The sequence below is a fragment of the Bacillus sp. FJAT-50079 genome (assembly GCF_018343515.1).
Lineage (GTDB): Bacteria > Bacillota > Bacilli > Bacillales > Bacillaceae_C > Lederbergia.
The window spans coordinates 597047-618874 of the sequence record NZ_JAGYPD010000002.1 but is presented as its reverse complement, the minus strand read 5'-3'; the positions used below and the strand labels follow the sequence as shown (position 1 = coordinate 618874).

At 37.9% G+C, this 21828-nt stretch carries 20 protein-coding genes; 16 read left to right on the top strand and 4 right to left on the bottom strand.

Translation table 11 applies throughout. The annotated features are described in order from the left end of the window. The first annotated feature begins 74 nt into the window (after nucleotides 1-74). The 9 genes from KHA95_RS06970 to KHA95_RS06930 all read left to right on the top strand — a co-directional run bounded on the left by KHA95_RS06970 (nucleotide 75) and on the right by KHA95_RS06930 (nucleotide 9927). Complete coding sequence (locus KHA95_RS06970) at nucleotides 75-1796, top strand: sensor domain-containing protein (protein ID WP_213136754.1); 1722 nt, start codon at nucleotides 75-77, stop codon at nucleotides 1794-1796. Between the two features lie 118 nt (nucleotides 1797-1914). Beyond that, nucleotides 1915-2679, top strand: coding sequence for a 2,4-dienoyl-CoA reductase (fadH, locus tag KHA95_RS06965; RefSeq protein ID WP_213136936.1), 765 nt, complete (start codon nucleotides 1915-1917; stop codon nucleotides 2677-2679). 70 nt (nucleotides 2680-2749) lie between these two features. Beyond that, the gene (locus KHA95_RS06960) at nucleotides 2750-3004 is read left to right on the top strand and encodes a YkuJ family protein (protein ID WP_213136753.1); all 255 of its coding nucleotides are present in this window, start codon (nucleotides 2750-2752) and stop codon (nucleotides 3002-3004) included. A gap of 95 nt (nucleotides 3005-3099) precedes the next feature. After that, on the top strand, nucleotides 3100-3543 hold the full coding sequence (gene cbpB, locus KHA95_RS06955; protein ID WP_481748414.1) for a cyclic-di-AMP-binding protein CbpB: 444 nt from the start codon (nucleotides 3100-3102) through the stop codon (nucleotides 3541-3543). Nucleotides 3544-3609: 66 nt separating this feature from the next. Beyond that, nucleotides 3610-4491 (top strand): LysR family transcriptional regulator, encoded by an 882-nt coding sequence (locus KHA95_RS06950; RefSeq protein ID WP_213136935.1) that lies wholly within the window; start codon nucleotides 3610-3612, stop codon nucleotides 4489-4491. 189 nt (nucleotides 4492-4680) lie between these two features. Next, entirely contained in the window at nucleotides 4681-5133 is a 453-nt protein-coding gene (locus KHA95_RS06945) for a redoxin domain-containing protein (RefSeq protein ID WP_213136751.1), read from the top strand. Nucleotides 5134-5295: 162 nt separating this feature from the next. Continuing rightward, entirely contained in the window at nucleotides 5296-7050 is a 1755-nt protein-coding gene (locus KHA95_RS06940; protein WP_213136750.1) for an ABC transporter ATP-binding protein, read from the top strand. Between the two features lie 9 nt (nucleotides 7051-7059). Further along, nucleotides 7060-8886 carry an ABC transporter ATP-binding protein gene (locus KHA95_RS06935; RefSeq protein WP_213136749.1) on the top strand — a complete coding sequence of 609 codons (1827 nt, stop codon included), beginning with the start codon at nucleotides 7060-7062 and terminating at the stop codon, nucleotides 8884-8886. A gap of 66 nt (nucleotides 8887-8952) precedes the next feature. Continuing rightward, a complete protein-coding gene (locus KHA95_RS06930) occupies nucleotides 8953-9927 on the top strand; it encodes a Gfo/Idh/MocA family protein (RefSeq protein ID WP_213136748.1) in 975 nt (324 codons plus the stop codon). Between the two features lie 18 nt (nucleotides 9928-9945). On the opposite strand, the gene fdhD is transcribed toward KHA95_RS06930, so the two are convergent. The 4 genes from fdhD to KHA95_RS06910 all read right to left on the bottom strand — a co-directional run bounded on the left by fdhD (nucleotide 9946) and on the right by KHA95_RS06910 (nucleotide 14959). Continuing rightward, nucleotides 9946-10761, bottom strand: coding sequence for a formate dehydrogenase accessory sulfurtransferase FdhD (fdhD, locus tag KHA95_RS06925; protein ID WP_213136747.1), 816 nt, complete (start codon nucleotides 10759-10761; stop codon nucleotides 9946-9948). Between the two features lie 12 nt (nucleotides 10762-10773). Then, entirely contained in the window at nucleotides 10774-13125 is a 2352-nt protein-coding gene (locus KHA95_RS06920) for an FdhF/YdeP family oxidoreductase (protein ID WP_213136746.1), read from the bottom strand. A gap of 127 nt (nucleotides 13126-13252) precedes the next feature. Next, nucleotides 13253-13612, bottom strand: a complete 360-nt coding sequence (locus KHA95_RS06915) for a Na-translocating system protein MpsC family protein (RefSeq protein WP_213136745.1) — start codon at nucleotides 13610-13612, stop codon at nucleotides 13253-13255. Nucleotides 13613-13681: 69 nt separating this feature from the next. After that, nucleotides 13682-14959 (bottom strand): L-lactate MFS transporter, encoded by a 1278-nt coding sequence (locus KHA95_RS06910; protein WP_213136744.1) that lies wholly within the window; start codon nucleotides 14957-14959, stop codon nucleotides 13682-13684. Nucleotides 14960-15160: 201 nt separating this feature from the next. On the opposite strand from KHA95_RS06910, the gene KHA95_RS06905 reads away from it, so the two are divergent. The 7 genes from KHA95_RS06905 to KHA95_RS06875 all read left to right on the top strand — a co-directional run bounded on the left by KHA95_RS06905 (nucleotide 15161) and on the right by KHA95_RS06875 (nucleotide 21825). Beyond that, nucleotides 15161-16372, top strand: a complete 1212-nt coding sequence (locus KHA95_RS06905; protein ID WP_283248130.1) for an MFS transporter — start codon at nucleotides 15161-15163, stop codon at nucleotides 16370-16372. Nucleotides 16373-16463: 91 nt separating this feature from the next. After that, a complete protein-coding gene (locus tag KHA95_RS06900) occupies nucleotides 16464-17315 on the top strand; it encodes a CvfB family protein (RefSeq protein ID WP_213136742.1) in 852 nt (283 codons plus the stop codon). A gap of 998 nt (nucleotides 17316-18313) precedes the next feature. Next, nucleotides 18314-18679 carry a lmo0954 family membrane protein gene (locus KHA95_RS06895; protein ID WP_213136741.1) on the top strand — a complete coding sequence of 122 codons (366 nt, stop codon included), beginning with the start codon at nucleotides 18314-18316 and terminating at the stop codon, nucleotides 18677-18679. Between the two features lie 2 nt (nucleotides 18680-18681). Further along, nucleotides 18682-19314, top strand: coding sequence for a PspA/IM30 family protein (locus tag KHA95_RS06890; protein ID WP_213136740.1), 633 nt, complete (start codon nucleotides 18682-18684; stop codon nucleotides 19312-19314). A gap of 110 nt (nucleotides 19315-19424) precedes the next feature. After that, the gene (gene liaF / locus KHA95_RS06885) at nucleotides 19425-20147 is read left to right on the top strand and encodes a cell wall-active antibiotics response protein LiaF (protein ID WP_213136739.1); all 723 of its coding nucleotides are present in this window, start codon (nucleotides 19425-19427) and stop codon (nucleotides 20145-20147) included. Next, entirely contained in the window at nucleotides 20144-21190 is a 1047-nt protein-coding gene (locus KHA95_RS06880; RefSeq protein WP_213136738.1) for a sensor histidine kinase, read from the top strand. Before liaF ends, KHA95_RS06880 begins: the two co-directional genes overlap by 4 nt. Further along, nucleotides 21187-21825: a response regulator gene (locus KHA95_RS06875; protein WP_213136737.1), complete on the top strand. Its 639-nt coding sequence runs from the start codon at nucleotides 21187-21189 to the stop codon at nucleotides 21823-21825. Before KHA95_RS06880 ends, KHA95_RS06875 begins: the two co-directional genes overlap by 4 nt. Nucleotides 21826-21828: the final 3 nt, after the last annotated feature.

Here is a 21828-nt window from a genome sequence, read left to right as displayed (position 1 = left end):
CGGGTATACAATGCCACTCAAGAAAACTTACATAGCATGAGAAGTCCGATGGCGAACATAAGGGATGATAATAAATGGAAATAGTTACCGACTCTACATATAAAAAGTCAAAACAAAGACAACAAGGTATAGAGAAGTTGATTGCTGAAATACTTTTTCATCATTTTTCGGATATGGTTTTTATTATGGAAATTGAAGAGGGACCGAAATTCCGTTATTTATTTGTAAATCAAGCGGGAATGGACTTTGCTAAGCTTGATGAAAATCCTGTTGGAAAATTATTAGAGGATGTTATTCCTTCAGAACGTGTATTTAAAATATACAGCCATTATAAAAAAGCTTTACATTCAAATGAATTGGTTATGTATACCGAAGAACAAGTAGATCAGGATGGAGCCATCTTTGAATCAAGCTTTAAGATAATGAGAAATGAAAATAATGATCCTACTCATCTCATTTGGATTATTCGCAAGATTGATGACAAGCATGCTGAAACGATCAAACAGTTGGAGCGCTCTGATCGATTAACAGGTTTATGGAATCGAAAAGCGATGATGGAGCATTTACAAACGGAAATATCAAGAGCGGAAACCGTAAATCAAGAATTTTCGATTGTAAATGTTAATATTGATCGCTTCAAGCAATTTAACGATTCTCTAGGGCATCATATAGGAGATCAATTGTTAAAAATGGTTGCCGGCAGGATGGCTCAATGGAATCAGCCAACAAGTCGTTTGTACCACCTCAGTGGGGATGAATTTATTATTCTCATTATAAACACGAATAGAAAAGAAACAAAACATGATGTTCAGGAAATTCTTCAATTATTTGATCAACCTTTTTACATTGATAATGAGGAATATTATATGACACCATCCATTGGCGTTAGTATGTTTCCACAAGATGGTAAAGATGCAAATACATTATTGAAAAATGCCAATCGTGCCTTATTTTTTGTGAAAGATCAGGGGAAAGATCATTCACGATTTTATTGCTCGGCAATGGAAACAGATATGTCTAATTTCCTGATGATGGAGTCCCATCTCAAAAATTCGATTGAAAATAAAGAACTCACTCTTCATTATCAGCCGCAAGTTAATTTGAAAACAGGTAAGATTGAAAGTTTTGAAGCATTATTACGTTGGAACAACTGGAAGCTTGGTTCCGTTTCTCCCGCCGTTTTTATCCCGATAGCTGAGCAATCTGGGCTGATTGTTTTAATAGGGGAATGGGTGATTAAAGAAGTGTGTAGACAAATCGCAGAATGGCGCGATAAAGGTTATAAAAATATAAGAGTAGCCATTAATATTTCACCAAGACAATTTATTCAAAAAAATTTACCTTACTTTATTAAACAAACGTTGGATCAATATGATCTGCCTCCAACATCGATTGAAATTGAGATTACTGAAGGGGCTATGCATGATACAAATGCAACATTAGAAATATTAAATAAATTAAAGCAATTAGGAATGATTTTATCTGTTGATGATTTCGGCACAGGTTATTCATCATTAAATTATTTAAAACGATATCCAATCGATATATTAAAAATTGACCGTTCATTTATTGGTGAAATAAAAATGAATGACAAAGATGCAGCAATTACGAAAACGATTATTCATCTTGCACATAGTCTCGGTTTAGAAGTGGTCGCAGAAGGTGTTGAAGAAGCGAGGCAAGTAGAGTTTTTAACGGAAGCCCAATGTCAGAAGGCACAAGGTTTCTATTTTAGCCATCCACTTCAAGCTGAAGAAATTGAAGCTAATATTTTGTCAAAAGGGGTTTTTTCTTAGGGGAGGAACACACTTCAATTTGGAGTGTGTTTTTCTTATTAACAATGTTGCTCTAAGCTTAATGATATTGATACAATATGAGTGAATATTCATTCATGGAAATGGAGGAGAGCAAATGATGGAAGGGAAAACAGTCATTATTACTGGTGGATCAAGTGGTATGGGGAAATACATGGCTAAAAAATTTGCAAACTCAGGAATGAATGTCGTAATTACAGGAAGAAATGAACAGCGACTTCTGGAGGCAAAAAGAGAAATAAGTGGGGAGTCTGAAAATGTACAAATCGTGCAAATGGATGTAAGAAAACCAGAAGACGTAAAAAAAATGCTGGAACAAGCAATTGCATACTTTGGCTCTGTTCACTATTTAGTAAATAATGCAGCGGGAAATTTCCTTGTTGCAGCTGAAAAATTGTCGGTTAACGGTTGGAATAGTGTGATTGATATTGTATTAAATGGCACTTTTTATTGTAGTAGAGAATTGGGTTCATATTGGATTGAGAATCAAATCAAAGGGAAGATTATTAACATTGTCGCAACATATGCGTGGGATGCTGGAGCTGGTATCGTCCATTCGGCCGCAGCCAAAGCAGGAGTTTTGTCATTAACGAGAACATTAGCAGTAGAATGGGGAAGGAAATATCGAATTCAAGTGAATGCAATTGCTCCTGGAGCGATTAACCGGACGGGTGGAGTAGAAAAGCTTGCACAATCGGCAGAGGAGATAAGGCGTACAGTAGAGGGGATTCCGCTTGGGCGTCTCGGTGAACCAGAGGAAATTGCTGAGTTAGCTTATTTTATGCTGAGTGAAAAAGCAGCATATATGAACGGTGAATGTATCACTTTGGATGGAGGTCAATGGCTAAATCAATTACCTTTTTGAATGAAGATGGTTGCATCATACCCATTCTTCTTTTATAATTGCATTGTCTTTCAAAGAAAGGGGCTTAAACATGTCACAGCTAGTAAGTATTATTAAACGATTACAAACAATGCAAAATGTCGGTGAGCAGGAGGATCATCCACAACGGCTATTTGAGGTTAACGGAAGAGTATTATGTCAAGTTAAATATTTTCCTGCAACGAGCACTTATGAAGTTGAGGAATATGATAAAAATAATAATATGCAAAAATATCAATTTGATGATATCGATATGGCAGCAATTGAAATATTTGACATTATTCAAGAAGAAAAAAATCCGTCTTAACTACCATTCCTAAATCATCACAGAATACTCATGTTTCCTTTGAAAAATGTGGTAAAATATAAAGGAAAGATTATAAAAAGATGGGGGAGTTTATGGTGCTTTCCTTACAAGATCATACATTTATGGATCCGAAAATTAGTGATTATATGATTTCGGCCGAAAAAGTAGCCCATGTACAAGTTGGAAATAGTTTGGAACATGCACTACTCGTTTTAACAAAAAGCGGATATTCTGCTATACCAGTTCTTGATGCGCGCTTTCGCCTTCACGGCTTAATAAGCTCATCAATGATAACCGAATCGATCCTTGGACTTGAAAGAATTGAGTTTGAAAAGCTTAATGATAAGAAGGTTGAGGACGTCATGGCGATTCGTTTTCCGAAAGTGTCACTTGATGATAGCTTTGAAAAAGCACTTAATTTACTTATCGATCATCCATTCTTATGTGTTGCAGATGATGATGGAGTTTTCGAAGGGATTTTTACGAGAAGAGCGCTTTTAAAAGAATTAAGAGAATATATGTATAAGCTAAATAACTAGTATCCGGCTCCCACCTAAAGGGGGCCGATCTTTTTTACAGGGGATTACCTGTTGAAAGGAGTTAGTATGTCATTATCAGATTTGAACTTGCTCGTTGTCCTTGCACAAGAAGCAAATATGAGAAAAGCAGCAGAGCGACTATTTGTTTCACAGCCAGCACTTTCACAGCGACTGCAAAGTATTGAAAAGCAATGGGGAGTAAAGCTGTTCATTCGGACACAAAAAGGACTTTTGCTCACACCATCGGGGGAAATTATTGTTTCATATGCCAATGAGATGCTTGAAAAGCAAGAGCGCGTATATGAAGAGATTCATGAGCTTGAATCAACCGTCCATGGGACGTTAAAAATTGCATGTGCATCGATTGTTGGTCAAAACTGGCTGCCAAAGGTGTTAAAACATTTCGTCAGTGAATATCCGAATGCAAAAATATCACTTATTACCGGCTGGAGTAGCGAAATTTTAAAAAGCCTTTATGAAGGAGAAGTACATATTGGCATCATTAGGGGGAACACGGATTGGAAAGGTGAGAAATTCCATTTATTTGAGGATAGCCTTTATCTCGTCGACCGTGAAATCCAGAAAGTTGAAGAGGTAATGGAAACTGATCGTCCATTTATTCAATTTAAAAGCGATTCCAATTATTATCAAGAAATCCAAAATTGGTGGCATCGACAATTTCAAACAGTTCCAAAAAGGACAATCGTTGTTGACCAAATCGAGACATGTAAGCAAATGACGTATAATGGAATTGGTTATGCGATCCTGCCAGCGATTACATTAAGTGGAGCAGAAAAGAATGTGTTCAAAATACCGCTCATGGACGAACGCAATCAACCAATTAAAAGGGATACATGGCTGCTCGGATATGAGTCGGTCTTTCAACTCCGTCAAGTAAACGCATTTTTAAAAACAATTAAGGAATTTATTGAAAAACAACCGGAATAAAAAGACAAGAACTCGAAACGACCGTATGAATGGTCGTTTTTTGGAGATGATAGGTATTTAATTATACACATGAAAAAGGGTCTCACATCGCGGATTGTTGACGGCGGACTTTGTTCTGAAAACTTGAGGCAAGATCAAACAGTATTAGAGTAATTTTACTTAGCTGATTTCATAAAGAGAGGGTTCGAAATGAAACTGCGTGAACCAATGCCTGAGCTTATCGGTGCAACAGAATGGATAAATGGTCAAGTATCAAAAGAAGAACTTATTGGTGAAACTCCGACATTGATTCATTTTTGGTCGATTAGCTGTCACCTATGTAAGGAAGCAATGCCAGATGTAAATCAATTGCGTGATAAATATAAAGATAATTTAAATGTGATTGCGATACATATGCCGAGATCGGAAAAAGATCTTGCTATGGAAGAAATTAAAAAGGTAGCTGCTGAACATGAGATGACCCAACCTATTTTTGTTGATAACGAATTAACGCTAACAAATTGTTTTGAAAATCAATATATCCCAGCTTATTACATATTCGATAAGGAGGGGATGCTTTACCATTTTCAAGCTGGTGGTGGTGGCATGAAGATGCTCGAAAAAAGAGTATACCGTTCACATGAAGAAATTGAAAAAGCGTAAATACACATAATGCGAACGATACGCCCATAGGATGATAGGGCGTATTTTTTTAACTAATCACGTGCGAGAATAATCAGAAAAGTAGTGAAAAGTACTGGCAAAATACTTCGGAACCCGATATATTTATGTGTATGGTAAATTGTTGCCTTAGGAGGAACAAAAATGGAAACCTTTAAAAAGCTGAAACAGTATTATTGGCCTTATAAGCATTATTTCTTTTTTTCAATGTTTTTTTTGCTTTTTGTGACAGCGATTACAGTCGTATATCCAATCATTTTACAACTGACGATTGATGAGGTAATTATTAATCAAAAGTATGATTTAATTATGCTTCTTTCTTTAAGCGTAGTTGGAATTATGGTTGTGAAAGGAATTGCTACATTTGTTCATCAGTATAGTGGCGATTTATTTGGAATTAAATCTGTCTATTCCATGAGAAATGCACTGTATGAAAAGTTGCAAGTACTACCCTTCCGCTATTATGATAACGCGAAAACAGGAGATTTAATGTCACGACTGACCGCAGATGTGGAATCCTTTCGATTTTTCCTATCGTTTGGATTTTCTGAATTATTTCGCTTTATTTTAATGCTGGCTATTTGTTTCACCGTTATGTTTTATTATTCCGTACCTTTAACGTTTGCAACGATGATTTCTCTTCCTTTTTTATTTATAGCAGTTTATAAATTTGATCGTGCGGTTCATCCTGCCTTCCGTGGCATTCGCAAGTCATTCGGGAAGCTAAATACGAATGTGCAAGAGAATCTATCTGGAATCAATACAGTAAAGTCGCTTTCACGTGAAGAGTTTCAAAAGGGGAAATTTAATGATTCCAATGCGGATTATAAAGATCAGATGATATTTACTTCTAATATTTGGGCGAAATATTTTCCGTTAATGGAGTTTTTAGGAAATGTATGTGTCATTGCTCTTTTATCATATGGCGGCTATTTAGTCATTCAAGGTTCATTGCAACCCGGGGAGCTTGTCGCTTTTTATAGTTTAGTAGGATATATTTTATATCCGATTATGAGCTTAGGATTTACAATTAATATGTTTTCTCAATCAAAAGCATCGGGGGAACGTCTACTCGAAATATTAGAAGCGAAGGAAGACATTACAAATCCAGAAGAAGCGTACGAACCAAAGCGGATCATTGGTGGGGTCGAATTTAAAAACGTAACGCTCCGCTATGCAGGTGATGATTATGCTGCATTAAAAGATATTAATTTTAAGGTGGAGCCCGGGAAAACGATTGGCTTGATTGGCTCGACAGGTTCGGGTAAAACAAGTATTACTCAATTAATTACGAGATTTTACGAGCCGGTAGCCGGCGAGGTGTTGATCGATGGGAAAAATGTAAAAGAATATGATTTGAAAGCGCTTCGAAGTAATATTGGCTTTGTTCATCAAGAAAGCTTTTTATTTTCATCAACGATTAAAGCGAATATTGCCTACGGAAGACCAGATGCGTCGATGGAGGAAATTATTGCAGCGGCAAAAAGTGCCGATGCACACCAATTTATTATTGAACTTCCTGATGGGTATGACACGGTATTGGGTGAACGCGGACTCGGTTTATCTGGCGGACAAAAACAAAGGCTAGCGATTGCTCGTTCCTTATGCCTTGATCCAAGTATTCTTATTTTTGATGATGCGACAAGTGCCGTTGATATGGAAACGGAGTTCAAAATTCAAGGGGCTCTTCGTTATGTAATGAAGGGAAGAACGACCTTTATTATTGCACATCGGATTTCATCGTTAAAACATGCGGATGAGATACTGGTGTTTGAAAAAGGTGAAATTGTTGAGCGTGGTAAACATGAAGATTTACTTCAAAATGGCGGACCATACGAGCGAATATTCAACATTCAATTCAAAGATCAACAGGCAGTGCTACAAGGCAATAGAGGGTGAGGGATGAAAATGGCGCGAAATAATAAAATAAATCCGCTTGTACTTGAGCGGTTTCGCTATTCAACGGAGCAACTCATTGATAAACCATTTAACTGGAAACAAATGATTCGTCTACTTGGTTATTTGAAGCCTTATTCAAAAAAGCTTTTGCCGGCATCGATTTTAATGGTATTGCTAACAACCGCGGTACGCTTGATCATCCCGATTTTAATCGGTGTGTACGCATTAGATAAGGCGATTACGAAGGATAAAGACGTTACCTTATTACTGGTCATCGTTGCAATCATTACTGGATTATTTGTCATTTCTTATATTGCTAATATTTTTCGGATTAAATGGAGTTATGAACTAGGGCAAGGGGTGATTTATGATTTAAGAAAGCATATTTTCACACATGTTCAAGGCTTATCACACCGATTTTTCGATCAGCGTTCAGCCGGTTCAATTCTTGTCCGGATTATGAATGATACAAACTCATTGCAAGAGCTGTTCACAAATGGTGTGATTAATATTTTCATGGATTTATTAATGCTTTTCGGTGTTATAATTATTTTGTTTACATTAAGCCCGCAACTCACATTAGCTGTTCTTGTCATTTTGCCATTAATGTTTCTTTTATCTACAACATTAAGAAAAAGCATTCGCAGGGCATGGCAAAACATGCGCATGAAGCAATCGAAACTTAATTCACATTTAAATGAAAGTATTCAAGGAATTCGTGTGACTCAAAGTTATACGCAGGAAATCGAAAACATTGCCTTTTTTGAAGGGGTAAACTTTGAAAACTTTGAAGCATGGAGAATTGCTTCGAAGAAGAGTGCAGTATTTCGACCGCTTGTAGAATTAACGAATGCGATTGGTTCTGCGGTACTTATTTGGTTAGGTGCACATTTAATTATGTCATCGCAATTAACGCTAGGAGAATTCGTTTCCTTTGCCTTTTATTTAGGGATGTTTTGGGAACCGATCTCCCGTTTAGGTCAAGTATACAACCAGTTATTAATGGGGATGGCGTCATCTGAGCGAATTTTTGAGTATTTAGATGAACAGCCGATCGTTCATGAGAAGAAAAAGGCAGAGCAACTGAAAGAAATAGAAGGAAGAATTCAATTTGATTGTGTAGAATTTTCATATGACGAGAAACGAAAAGCGTTAAACGGGGTCTCTTTCGAAATGCTGCCAGGGCAAACAATCGCTCTCGTCGGTCATACGGGATCAGGCAAATCAACGATTGCCAATTTAATTACGCGATTTTATGATCCAACAGCGGGGACTGTGAGCATTGATGGAAAGGATTTACGTGATCTATCGTTACAAAGTGTACGCCAGCAAATAAGTGTTGTTCTTCAAGAAACATTTATTTTTTCTGGGACGATTATGGAAAACATTCGCTTTGGACGACCAACAGCGACAGATGAAGAAGTGATTCATGCTGCCGTCGCGATCGGTGCAAATCACTTCATTGAAAACTTACCGCACGGATACGAGACAGAAGTTGAGGAAAGAGGAAATATATTATCGGTTGGTGAGCGTCAGCTACTATCCTTTGCAAGGGCATTATTAGCAGACCCGCGCATCATTATTTTGGATGAGGCAACAGCAAGCATTGACACGGAAACGGAAGTACAAATCCAACATGCATTAAAAACATTATTAAAAAACAGAACATCAATTATTATCGCACATCGACTTTCCACTATTAGGGAGGCAGACAATATTTATGTTCTTGAAAATGGGAAGATCATTGAGGAAGGAAATCATCAAACATTAATGTTGCAGCGCGGTGAATATTATCGCCTTGTAAAAGCACAGTTTAAAGTTCTAGAAGCAATATAAAAAATATTTATTTTCCTTTTCATTTCTACACGATCATCTATACTAATAAATAGGGGAGGGAGTTAGATGAAAAAAATAAGATTTGGTATTTTAGGTGCAGCGGGGATTGCTAGAAAGGCATTAATTCCAGCAATTCAACGCTCAAAAAATGCAGAAGTAACTGCGATTGCAAGTGGAAGCGGGAAGGCCGAACAATTTGCTTCAGAATTCAATATTCCGAAAGTATATGGTACATATGATGAATTATTGGCTGATCCGGACATTGATGCGGTATATATTCCGCTGCCAAACCATCTTCACAAAAAATGGACGTTACTTGCAGCCGAAGCGGGGAAGCATGTATTATGTGAAAAGCCAGCTGCGCTAACTTCTGAAGATGCAGCAGAAATGGCCGAAGTTTGCCAACAAAATCGTGTTGTGTTTATGGAAGCGTTCATGTATCAATTTCACCCACAACATGAGCGGGTAAAGGAGATTATTCAAAGTGGAGAAATTGGTGAGGTGAAATTTATCCACTCAGCGTTTACATTTCCTTTAGATCCAACTGTGAATAATATACGTTTAAACAAGGAAGTAGGGGGCGGCTCTCTATTTGATGTCGGCTGTTACTGTATTCATGCAGCTCGGATGATCACAGGGGAGGAGCCAACGTCGATCCAAGGATCAGCAGCGATTCATCCTGAGCTCCAAGTCGATGTAAATTTTGTTGGCATGTTAACATTTCCTAGTGGCGTGATTGCCTCATTTAATAGTAGCTTTGAGCAGCAACGAAGAAATGTATACGAGATTTACGGAACGGAAGGTTCAATTAAGCTTCCATTTGCTTTTCGTCCAGATGAGCAGGAAGAAGGAGGCTTAATCGTTGTAGAGGATGCAGATGGTGTTGTGAAGGAAGAAAGAGTCACTGGAGATCAATATACATTACAAGTTGAACATTTTGCTGATTGTGTCGCAACTGGTAAGGAGCCAATGTATAGCGGAAAAGATACTGTGAAAAATATGCAAGTCATCGAAGAGCTATTAGAGAAAATTAAATCGTAAAGAATTGGAACCTTCCGTTCAACAGGAAGGTTCCGGTTCTTTATTTATTTGGTTGGCTTCGATTATTCTTTCTGGATGCGAGTATATATTTAGTTGATCATTTCTTATAAAGCCAACGACGGTAATACCTAGATCAGCAGCTAAATCAATCCCAAGCGAAGTTGGGGCTGATTTTGAAAGGAGAATCCCAGCACCAATTTTTGCAACTTTCAACACTACCTCTGAAGAAATTCGGCCACTAAACACAATGATTTTATCCTTTAGGGGCATATTAGATTGAATGCAATGGCCAAATAATTTATCTAATGCATTATGACGGCCTACATCGGAATAGCTAAATAATAGTTGATCTGTCGTGCATAATGCAGCATTGTGCACGCCGCCTGTCAGTTGGAAATCTGTTGAATTCATTTGCATTTGGTTCATCAAAGAAAAGCATTGAGCAATTGAAATTAATTGTTTGCTCATAATCGTTTTCGCTGTCTTTGCATCATTGTGAAAATAAAATTGTCTGCTTTTTCCACAGCATGAACCGATCATTCTTTTGGAAAACATTTCTTTATTGATCGATTGCTTTATCTTTAACTCCACATATGCGAAGCCACGGCTTTCATCGATTTCTAGTAGAGTTATATCTTCCTTGAAACGAATCATACCTTCCGATGCTAAAAATCCAATGACTAATTCGTTTAAATGAGTTGGTGTACAAACAATTGTTGCAAACTCCTCGCCATCGACATAGATCGTAAGCGGGTATTCAATTGCTGCCACATCTGTTGTTTCTATTAAAGAATCATTAGAAAACTTAATGACTTTTAATTTATTATGGACCATCATAACGCCTTCTTAACCGATGTCCTGTTCAAGGTCATCAATCCTTTTCTCTGCATATTTTGTGTCTTTATTAGCAAGGTATGTTTCAGCCTTTTCAATCATCACTCCTGTAGTATATTCAGGTATACCTGCATGGTGTTCATAGACCCCTTTAGGAATTAATACATTTCCTTCCGGCCAGAATACAGAAATATTGCCGCGGCGTGTTTCGGCGAATTTTGCCCTTCCTTGGAATGTTCCTGCTTTATTATATGCGACGATGGCATCCTTTTCGCTAATCCCCAGTTCGCGAGCATCATCTTCATGGATTAAAATATCATAGCGATCGGCGGCATTGAACGCATCTTTTTCACCGTAAATCATTGAATTAAACTGTTTACCACGTCGAGTTGTTACATGGAAATGCCCTTCCGGCTTTCTAAGTTCTGGAAGCTCAATTGGAATTAAGTTGCTTCGGCCATCTTCGGTTGGACAAATTCCACCTTCGCATAGCCAAGCGCCACCCCATTGGAACACATCTCCACGATTTTTCAAATGTTGAATGCCATCATAATTAGGGTTAGCAATCGCAATTTCTGCTCGTATTTGCTCTGCTTCCGTAAAATTGAGCAAATGTTTCTCGTCAGGTTTTATTCGAGCAGCAAGATCGACATAAATTTCCCATTCTGAACGAGCTTCTTCAATCCGCGGCCCTTTTATTTCTGGAGAAAAATAGACCATGCGTTCAGTTGAAGTAGAAGTTCCACCGCCGCGCTGTTCATATCGTGTCATGGCAGGAAGGACGATCACCTCTTCTTTGGCGTCCACAAGTGTTGAAGTATTGAAAATAATATCTTGGTGAACCCGCAGCTCCATATTCTCTAAACACTCTTTCATAAAATCAGGATCCGGCATTGTTTCAAGGAAATTTCCGCCAGAAGTATATAATATTTTTAGTTTTCTATCATGGTCTTCGGGGAGCATAGCATTTTCTAGCGATACGCCAACGATGTCACCTTGCCATTTCGGTATTTCGAAATTCCAAATCTTCTCCATGCGTTCAATATTATTTGGATCAAAATTACTACCTGGAAGAGTAAATGGATCTGCACCCATTTCACCTGAGCCTTGCACACCAGAGTGGCCACGAATTGGCATAACGCCACAATGTTCCCGACCGATAAATCCACGTAGAATGGCGAGATTTGCCACTTGTGAAATATTATCTGTACCAAAACGATGCTGTGTAAGTCCCATTGACCATACGAATACACCGCTTTTAGAGTTAGCTAGTAAAGTTGCAAATTCGAGCATTCTTTCTTTTGATAAACCTGACGACTTTTCAAGCTCTTCCCAATCCTGGTTATTGGCATGGTTTCTAAGCTCCTCTAATCCATTTGCATGATTACGGATAAAATCATGATCCAGTGCTGAGCCAGGACTTTCCTTTTCCATTTCAAACCAATGCTTGATCACACCATTCATAAAGGCGATATCGCCGCCGATGTTTACTTGATAAAAATCATCGGCAATCTTTGTTCCAAATAATGCGGAGTCAGGGATGGATGGTACCCAATACCCGTCCATTGCGGGCTCCTTGTATGGGTTAATGCAAATAATCTTTGTTCCTTTTCGTTTTGCCGCATACATGTACTTTGTTGAAACAGGCTGATTGTTGGCAGCAACAGAACCCCAGAAGATGAGAACGTCTGTCCCGATCCAATCTTGGTAATTACAGCTTGATGCCCCGATTCCAAGCGAACGCTGTAATGCTGTTTTACTTGGAGAGTGGCAGATTCGTGAAGCATTGTCGATATTATTTGTTCCTATAAACCTGGCAAATTTTCCAGCAGTGTAGTAAACCTCATTCGTAATTCCTCTTGCTGTTAGAAAAAAGGCAAGCTGCTTTGGATCAATGCTCCTTATTTTTTCAGCAACTTTATTTAAAGCTTCATCCCATGATATCCGCCTAAATTTCCTTTCTCCTGGCTTTCGTGATAGGGGATAGGGGATGCGTCCTAATTTTCGCAGATCCTTACTATCGAATTTACGAAGTTCATCAATATCACTATGTAAAATATCATGATCGATTGCCGGCATTGTATTGAGCCTTAATACATTGAGTCGGGTTGTACAAAGATGGGGTCCGGCCAGTGTTTGATCATAAAGACCAGAAACCCCAAGTGCACATCCGTCACAAACACCTTGAGTTAAAATCCGATAGGCGTATGGAAGATTATCACGGTTTTCAGCAATTACTTTTACGGTATCTCTAATATGTTTTGGTTTTACTTTTCCTAACCCAAATGGAATTGGACTTACCCATAATTTAGGATCGGGAAGTACTGGAAGTTTTTGTGGTCCTTTATGTTTTGTTTTATTCATATTGAACACCCTTTCATTATTAATGAAATAAAAAACCACCGCAAAATCACTTATCATTTGATAAGGAAATACGGTGGTTAGTCTTTAACAGGTTCGCTGCCAAGTGCCAACCTAAGCTGTTATCGAGTTATTGCTTAAAGTTCTTTTCAAGATCTTTGTCAAAAACGAAGATCGACATCCCGAAATCTTTCTCAATATCAATATCGACGAAGAGATCAACAAATTTTGCACCAAGGAACTCTTCCATCTCGATTGGATGATTTTTTCGATACATTTCTTTTACCATTTCCGTTCTTGCGGCGCGAAGCATTTGTTTTCCATCATCTGCGGTCGCAATGAATTTCTCAACTGGTGATAAGTTACCTTCCATTTCACAAATCGCCCAATTTTTGCAAAACGTTGTTTTTATGTTACGTGGACCTTTACCCATATGCCGCTTTCGAAACGCACGGACTAAATTGCTAAATTCAGCTTCATATTTTTTCATATCAACAATCAGTCCTTAACTATAATTGCATATTATTATTTTATCATATTAAAGAAAATTCTCAATAGTTTAAGTGACGTTGATCGTTTTTGGCTTCTGCTCAATTACAGGCTGTGCATGATTTCGTAGTTTTTTGATTTCCGTTCGGATCGCCAATGAAACGATAAGTGCCACTGCAAACATTCCTGCGAAAAATAGTAAACTATTTGCATAACTACCTGTAACATCTTTGATTCGAGCTGCAAGCATAGGACCTGCTAACCCAGCCGCTGCCCATGCAGTTAAAATATACCCATGGATGGCGCCAAGTTGCTTTGTACCAAATAAATCGCCAATGTATGCCGGGATGGAGGAGAATCCGCCGCCATAGCATGTAATAATAATGATGAGCATGAGCTGAAATAATAGCGAAACAGAAGTAAAAGGCAAAAGGGTAAATAATAAGATTTGTATGACGAAAAATGTTGTATACGTATTTGGGCGGCCTAAATAATCAGAAGCAGAAGCCCAGCCAATTCGACCGAGTCCATTAAAAAGACCGAGAATACCTACAAGCGCAGCTGCCTCTACTGAATTCATGCCAATACTCTCTTGGGCAAGTGGTTTTGCGGCAGACAAAATGGCAATACCGCACGTAACATTAATAAACAACATCATCCATAAATAATAAAAACGAGGAGTTTTTATTGCCTCATTAGCTGTAAGTTGGGATAAATCGACGGCTACTTTACCAGCATCCATTTTTTCTTTAAAACCTTTTGGCAACCATCCAACAGGCGGTTTTTCCATGTAAAGGGAGGAAGCGGTCATAACAATAAAATAAGCAGCCCCTAAAATGAAAAAGGTATTGGCAATTCCAACTGTTTTGATCAATGCATCCATAATCGGACTGCTAATTGCTGCTGCAAAACCGAATCCCATAATCGCAAGACCAGTGGCCATCCCGCGACGATCTGGAAACCATTTAACCAATGTTGAAACTGGCGCAATATATCCAACCCCAAGCCCTATCCCCCCTAAGACTCCATAACATATGTATAACAGAGGAAGAGACTCCAAATTTACGGCAAATCCTGTCGAGAAAACACCGACTCCAAAAAAGCTTGCAGCAAGTAAACCGGCTTTTCTCGGCCCGTGTTTTTCTACAAAATGACCCAAAAAAGCTGCCGATAAACCGAGAAATAAGATGGCTAAACTAAAAGTTAGCTGAACCTGGCTAGCAGTCCAGTTAAATTGCTCCATAAGTGGTGTTGTAAAATTACTCCATGCATAAACTGAACCGATTGAAATGTGAATTCCCACTGCAGAGGCAACAATAAGCCAACGATTTTTAACTGTTTTTTTCATAATTCATCCCCTCTTATCTTTTTTAGTAAGCGCTGTCATTTTTATGGAAATTTACCTATGAGTACACCATACTAAATTGTCTTTAGGAACAATAGTGAAGAAAGTCTGAATTGGTGAAAAAACAAATTGGGAAATATAATCCTCATATAAGATACCCGTGTCATTATACACTATGCTCAGCTCAACAGCTTGGCTTTCTTCATGGAATCAGGTAGTATCAACTATGTGCTTAAATATTTTACGAGGAGAATTCAATTCATGCTTCAGTTATCGATGTTTAACTTCTTTTACTATTGGGCGATCGCAGTTGTGAACGCTTTTATCCCATTGTATCTTAGATATAAAGGGATGGGTCCTGGAGAGATCGGTATTGTGCTTGCGGTCGGACCGTTAGTGGCAATTTTCTCACAGCCGTTATGGGGAGTCATTTCAGATAGAAGACAAAATGTAAAAAAGATCGTCTTAATGTTACTAGTTGTTACATTATTTACGAGTGCGGCTTTATTTTATAGTTCATCACTTTTATTAGTGATTGTGGCAATGATGGTCTTTAATTTCTTTATGTCCCCTGTGCAACCTCTTGTTGATAGTATGGCTAGCGCGTATGCACAAGATAAAGGTGTTAGTTATGGATCGATTCGTTTTTGGGGATCGATTGGCTTTGCATTTGCCTCTTTTTTCATTGGCTATATGATTGGGAAAATAGGTCTTCAATATTTATGGTTTGTTTACTCAACAATCATTGTCATTTCGTTCATTATCGCTAGTAAGCTAACAAACTCGCAAACGAAGCGAGCACCGATTACGATTACCGCAATGAAAAAGACATTTCAAAATCCGCGATATGTCGGATTTTTGGTCGCTGTTTTATTTATTGCGATACCGACGAGAATGAATGACGGAATGCTAGGCATTTATATGAAGCATTTAGGTGCAACCGAGGGACATGTCGGGATGGCTTGGATGGTTTCGTCAATTAGTGAGGCACCGGTTATCGCCTTGCTATATTTAGTGATGAGAAGAGTTCCATTATTAGTATTGATTGGTATTTCGGGTGGATTTTATACGATTCGCTGGCTCTTATATGCGTCCTTCAATGATCCAACAATGCTGATCATCTCTCAAGCGATGCATAGTGTGACATTCGCCATTTTAATGGTAGCATCCGTTCAATATGTGGCAACTGTTGTACCGAGAGAAATGCTCGCCACGGGGCAAACGATTTATTTTGCTACATATAGTGGACTTGGCGCAATCATCGGAAATTCAGTTGGTGGATATTTAATGGAGGTTTATAGTGCCAGCTTTGTGTATCAAGCTGGGGCAGTATTCGCATTTATTGGGATGCTGATTTGTTTCGCCATGCAGATAAAATACAAAAATCAGCCGTTACAGGAGCAATCTGTGGCTTAATATTTGCTGTTAGGTAGGCACACATTATACGATCTTTCATTGAACATGTTATAATGAGCTGAAAATAAAGCAAGAAAGCAGGGATACTGCAATGGAAGCTGGAACAGTTGCAACATTAAAAGTAGAAAGAGAAGTGCCTTTTGGATATTTTTTATCAGATGGTTATGAGGATGTATTATTGCATCATACGGAGATAACTAGTCATTTTGATCCGGATAAAGAGCAAGAAGTATTTTTATATCAAGACCATGAAGGTCGTCTAGCAGCGACGTTGACGATCCCGAACGTACGGATTGGTCATTATGATTGGGTAGAAGTTGTTGAAGTAAAGAAAGAGCTTGGTGTGTTTGTGAATATTGGGATTCAAAAAGACATGCTTGTTTCGCTCGATGATTTACCAGCATTGCCTCATCTTTGGCCTGTTGTTGGTGATAAGTTATATTGCTCATTAAAAACAGATAATAAAAATCGTCTATTCGCCAAGCTTGGAACAGAAGATGTAATGAGACAGATTGCAATCCCGGCAAAAAAAGAGGATTATAATAAAAATGTAACCGGTACGGTCTATCGGCTTTTACTTGAAGGCTCATTTTTAATGACGACAGAAGGATATTTAGCGTTTGTTCATGAATCTGAGCGACATGCAGAGCCGCGTCTAGGTGAAACGGTCAATGGCCGAATTATTGATGTAAAACCAGACGGAACGATCAATCTTTCATTTTTACCGAGGAGTCATGAGCAAATCGATACGGACGCTGAAAAGATTTATCTTTATTTAATCGAACGTGACGGTTCCATGCCATATTGGGATAAAAGCTTACCTGAAGAAATTAAAAGAAGATTTAATATGAGCAAAGCCTCTTTTAAACGAGCTCTTGGTAAATTAATGAAGGAAGGCAAAGTGTATCAAGAAGATGGTTGGACACATCAAAATAAGCAATAAAAAACAAAAGCAGTTGAAGAAGCAGTTTCTTCTACTGCTTTTGCCGTTTAATGGTGTATCAGTAAATATCTTATCACCTAAAACCAGGCTTTTTTTGTCAAAACAGTTTATAAGGCACCGTCAAATAAACATTGATCGCTAATTCTTTAGAAAGTTTGTCTATAAGGGATGGTCTAATGGACATTGAACGCTAATTTTTTAGAAAGTGTGTCTATAAGGGCTGGTCTAATGGACAGTGATCGCTATTTTTTAGAAAGTTTGTCTATAATGGCTCATCTAATGGACAGAAATCGCTATTTTTTAGAAATTTTGTCTATAAGGGATGGTCTAATGGACAGTGATCGCTATTTTTTAGAAATTTTGTCTATAAGGGCTCGTCTAATGGACATTGATCGCTAATTCTTTAGAAAGTGTGTCTATAAGAGATCGTCTAATGGACATTGATCGCTATTTTTTTAGGAATTTTGTCTATAAGGGCTGGTCTAATGGACAGTGATCGCTAATTTTTTAGAAATTTTGTCTATAAGAGATGGTCTAATGGACAGTGAACGCTATTTTTTTAGGAATTTTGTCTATAAGAGATGGTCTAATGGACATTGAACGCTATTTCTTTAGAAGTGTGTCTATAAGAGATGGTCTAATGGACATTGAACGCTATTTTTTAGGAATTTTGTCTCTAAGCAAATTCTAATGGATTTATTCTCAGTAATTAAGTTAAATTCAAGTTCATAAGGAAGAGTCTAATCGCCTATCCCCGGCAATTTATCTTCAAACGAGTCTCTAAGCAAACCTCACTTGGCCTATTCTCAGCATTTTAGATTAATTCAGTTCATTTTGTAAAAAGTTCAAAATTATCGCTTGAAAAGCTTCCAATGTTTCATGTTAAAAATTACATATCCGCCTTAAGTCTTAGTTAAAAATCAAGCTCTGGCTGGTTAAGGCGTCTGCAAATATCGTTTAAAGTTAAGTCATAAGGAAAACGAAAGGAGGATAACGATATGAAAAAGTTTCTATTCGTTACAGCAGCGATTATTTTAGCTTTGATTGCGTTTGGTAGTGTCGGACATATGATCGGCATGGCAATTAGCTTACTAATCGTATACTACTCATTAAAACAATTTACAAAAACGGAATCGACTGGTTGGAAAATCGTCTGGGCGATCATTGGTCTAGTTGGTATTTCTGGCTTGATCGGAAATCTTCCTGCTTTGGTCGGCATCATCGCTGTATATCTTTTATATACCGGCTATAAAAAGTGGAAAACAAAAGAAATTATTATTGAGCCAACTGAAACAGATCCTTTCACAGGTTTTGAGCGCCAGTGGAAAGAGATGGAAGGAAAATTAAGAAGAAAAGGGGAATAACAATGGAAAACATTATTGAAAAAATGAAGCAAATGTTTCAATCTGATTTTGAGCATGTAACGACTGTGATAAAAGATAAGCAAGATCCGATTACGATCTTAAATCGTTATGTCAAAGAAAGTGAGGCAGAAATTGAAAAAGCTGCCGTGTTGATTCGTAGACAACGGATGCTAAAAGACGAATTTTTAAAAGAATTAAAACAGGTAGAAGCAATCGTCGAAAAAAGAAAAGAGCAAGTGAAAGTGGCGACGGCTGCTGGGGAAGCGGAACTAGCGGAAATGGCTTTAAAATATCAAGTGCAAGCGGAAAATCAGTCAGAGCGATTACAGCTTGCTTATGAAACCTCTCTTGATCAATTAGCTGAACTTGAACAAAAGCATGAAGAGATGAAATTGAAAGTAAAAGACATGCATATTAAAAGACTTGAGTTAATGGGCAGAGAAAATATTCTTTCGATGAAAGAAAAAGTGAATAAAATGATTGATGAGGCGGAATTCGGACAAGCGGCTGATAAATTTGAAAGAATTGAATCAGACATGAAGCAGCAAGAAAAAACGGCGGATCAATTATATGATATAACGGTTTTTGATGCGCGTATTCAACAGCTTGCAAAAGAAATGAATAAAGCCGAATAATATTCAATGTAATCGACAAAACATGGTAAAATAAATAAGTATGGATGTAAAAGAAAAACGCTACGTTTTTCTTTTTACATTCATTCTGTTGCTGAAAGGAGGAGGAATGGGTGAGGAATATAAGTAAGGAAAGCCTGATTGGTTGGCTGATTTTAATTGCTACAATCGGGGTGGCGCTTGAACTGCTGTTTAATTGGGGATTAATCATTCCTCTTCTAATCGGAATTTATTTAGTTTATACAAACAAACAACAAAATGGAAAAAAGAATCGAAATGTAAAGCTTATTATCGGATTGTCACTTATTTTTATCTCAATTGTTTCGACTAGTTTTTTTCGATTAGCGATCATTGGTCTCGTCATTTATGGTTTTATCCAATACTCAAAAACAAAAAAGCATACAAAAAAAATCAACCTTCATACGGTACCTCCACAAGCCCACACACGCCGTCATATTGAAAGACGCCCATATTTCAATAATCGATTTTGGGGCTCGGGCAATACTGGGAATGAAGTGTATGAATGGGATGATATTAACATCCATTGCGGTTTCGGTGACACAGATATTGATCTTGGTATGACGATGTTGCCGCAAGGAGAGAGCACGGTTATCATTAGGGGCTTGTTTGGCAATATAAGAGTATTCGTTCCTTTTGATGTAGACGTCATTGTCAATCATTCGACGATGAGTGGGAAAATCAAAGTATTTGATGAGGAGCGGGACTTATTTAATACAAATATTATATTTCAACCTGAGCAAGATGAAGCGGCAACGCGAACAATTAAAATATTTACAAGTACGATCATTGGAAATGTCGAGGTGAAAAGGATATGAAAATCCGGAAATCATTCTCGATTTATTTCTCGTTAACCGCTTTATTTTCAGCTTTGTTTGTCGGTCTTATTTTATTTTTTACGATTGAAACGAATTGGTATGACGCACTCCTTGCCACGACCATTTTTATGATACCTACATCGTTGTTCATTATACTTACATGCTGCCTTGTTGGAGCGATAACTGGGTCGATTATTGGCGCGATGATTTTACATCAAAACAAGCAAGTCGCAGAGAAGCTTTTAGAGATAGAAAAAGGTGTTTATGAGCCGGTAAATATTTCGGAAAAAGCAAAGGATGATTTTTCTGAAATATGGAAACGGGTCGATCATCTATCGGCGAAGTTCAAAGAGCAAGCGCTCGTTAATCAAAAATTAGCCAATCAAAAAGTTGAATGGAATCAGCGTCAAGAAAAAGAAGTGCTTACAAAAGAAAGAAATCGTCTTGCCCGTGAGCTTCATGATTCTGTCAGCCAACAATTGTTTGCGGCGACAATGCTTTTATCTGCAATCAATCAAAACCCCGATCCTTTATCAGAGACGGTTCGTAAACAAAAGAAACTTGTTGAAGAAATTATTAATGAAGCTCAATCGGAAATGAGGGCATTGCTTTTACACTTACGTCCTGTGCAATTAGAGGGAAAGAGCTTAAAGCATGGAATGGAAGAAATGCTAACGGAATTAACTTCGAGATTAGCTTTGGAAGTTGTTTGGAATATTCAAGACGTAAAGTTGGAAAAAGCGATGGAGGACCATTTATTTAGGATTGTTCAGGAGGGTGTTTCCAATACGTTAAGACATGCTAAGGCGACAATTCTTGAAGTGAATTTGAAGCAAATTGGCCAGATGGTTTATTTGAAAATCCATGATAATGGACGTGGATTTGATGTGGAAAAACAAAAAGCTGGTTCGCTTGGCTTAACAAGTATAAAGGAACGAACAGCAGAAATTGGTGGAAATGTTAAAATGATGAGCATTCTTGGAAAAGGTTCGACAGTTGAAGTACAAGTACCATATATATCGGGGGGAGTTGATTCGAAATGATTCGTGTATTACTTGTTGATGATCATGAAATGGTAAGAATCGGTGTCTCAGCGTATTTATCCGTTCAATCAGGTATAGAAGTAATTGGAGAAGCTGATAACGGTAAACACGGAGTAGAAATGGCATTGGATTTGCGCCCTGACATTATTTTAATGGATCTTGTTATGGAACCAATGGATGGTGTGGAAGCAACGAAGCAAATTACGAATGAATGGCCAGAAGCAAAAATTATTATTGTTACAAGCTTTTTAGATGATGATAAAGTATATCCTGCGCTTGAGGCTGGTGCTAGCAGCTATTTATTAAAAACGTCAACTGCTGATAAAATCGCTGATGCGATAAGAGCTACATATGAGGGGCAGTCGGTTCTTGAACCTGAAGTGACAGGGAAAATGATGGCGCGAATGAAGGAGAAAGGAAATCGAGCGCTTCATGAAGATTTGACAAATCGTGAAAAAGAAATATTATTGCTCATAGCGGAAGGGAAGAGCAACCAGGAAATTGCCGATCAATTATTTATTGGAATAAAGACGGTAAAAACGCATGTAAGCAATATATTGAGTAAGCTTGAAGTGCAAGATCGAACACAGGCGGTCATTTATGCGTTTCAGCATAATATCGTTAAGAAGAAATAAGTG

Excerpts from the sequence above, each read along its gene's own strand:
- KHA95_RS06960 (WP_213136753.1), top strand. The coding sequence starts at position 2,750 with ATGTCACAGCTAGTAAGTATTATTAAACGATTACAAACAATGCAAAAT.
- KHA95_RS06895 (WP_213136741.1), top strand. The coding sequence starts at position 18,314 with ATGAAAAAGTTTCTATTCGTTACAGCAGCGATTATTTTAGCTTTGATT.
- KHA95_RS06945 (WP_213136751.1), top strand. The coding sequence starts at position 4,681 with ATGAAACTGCGTGAACCAATGCCTGAGCTTATCGGTGCAACAGAATGG.
- KHA95_RS06970 (WP_213136754.1), top strand. The coding sequence starts at position 75 with ATGGAAATAGTTACCGACTCTACATATAAAAAGTCAAAACAAAGACAA.
- fdhD (WP_213136747.1), bottom strand. The coding sequence starts at position 10,761 with ATGGTCCATAATAAATTAAAAGTCATTAAGTTTTCTAATGATTCTTTA.
- KHA95_RS06915 (WP_213136745.1), bottom strand. The coding sequence starts at position 13,612 with ATGAAAAAATATGAAGCTGAATTTAGCAATTTAGTCCGTGCGTTTCGA.
- KHA95_RS06910 (WP_213136744.1), bottom strand. The coding sequence starts at position 14,959 with ATGAAAAAAACAGTTAAAAATCGTTGGCTTATTGTTGCCTCTGCAGTG.
- KHA95_RS06930 (WP_213136748.1), top strand. The coding sequence starts at position 8,953 with ATGAAAAAAATAAGATTTGGTATTTTAGGTGCAGCGGGGATTGCTAGA.
- KHA95_RS06890 (WP_213136740.1), top strand. The coding sequence starts at position 18,682 with ATGGAAAACATTATTGAAAAAATGAAGCAAATGTTTCAATCTGATTTT.
- KHA95_RS06875 (WP_213136737.1), top strand. The coding sequence starts at position 21,187 with ATGATTCGTGTATTACTTGTTGATGATCATGAAATGGTAAGAATCGGT.
- KHA95_RS06920 (WP_213136746.1), bottom strand. The coding sequence starts at position 13,125 with ATGAATAAAACAAAACATAAAGGACCACAAAAACTTCCAGTACTTCCC.
- KHA95_RS06900 (WP_213136742.1), top strand. The coding sequence starts at position 16,464 with ATGGAAGCTGGAACAGTTGCAACATTAAAAGTAGAAAGAGAAGTGCCT.
- fadH (WP_213136936.1), top strand. The coding sequence starts at position 1,915 with ATGGAAGGGAAAACAGTCATTATTACTGGTGGATCAAGTGGTATGGGG.
- KHA95_RS06940 (WP_213136750.1), top strand. The coding sequence starts at position 5,296 with ATGGAAACCTTTAAAAAGCTGAAACAGTATTATTGGCCTTATAAGCAT.
- KHA95_RS06905 (WP_283248130.1), top strand. The coding sequence starts at position 15,161 with ATGGAATCAGGTAGTATCAACTATGTGCTTAAATATTTTACGAGGAGA.
- KHA95_RS06880 (WP_213136738.1), top strand. The coding sequence starts at position 20,144 with ATGAAAATCCGGAAATCATTCTCGATTTATTTCTCGTTAACCGCTTTA.
- KHA95_RS06935 (WP_213136749.1), top strand. The coding sequence starts at position 7,060 with ATGGCGCGAAATAATAAAATAAATCCGCTTGTACTTGAGCGGTTTCGC.
- KHA95_RS06950 (WP_213136935.1), top strand. The coding sequence starts at position 3,610 with ATGTCATTATCAGATTTGAACTTGCTCGTTGTCCTTGCACAAGAAGCA.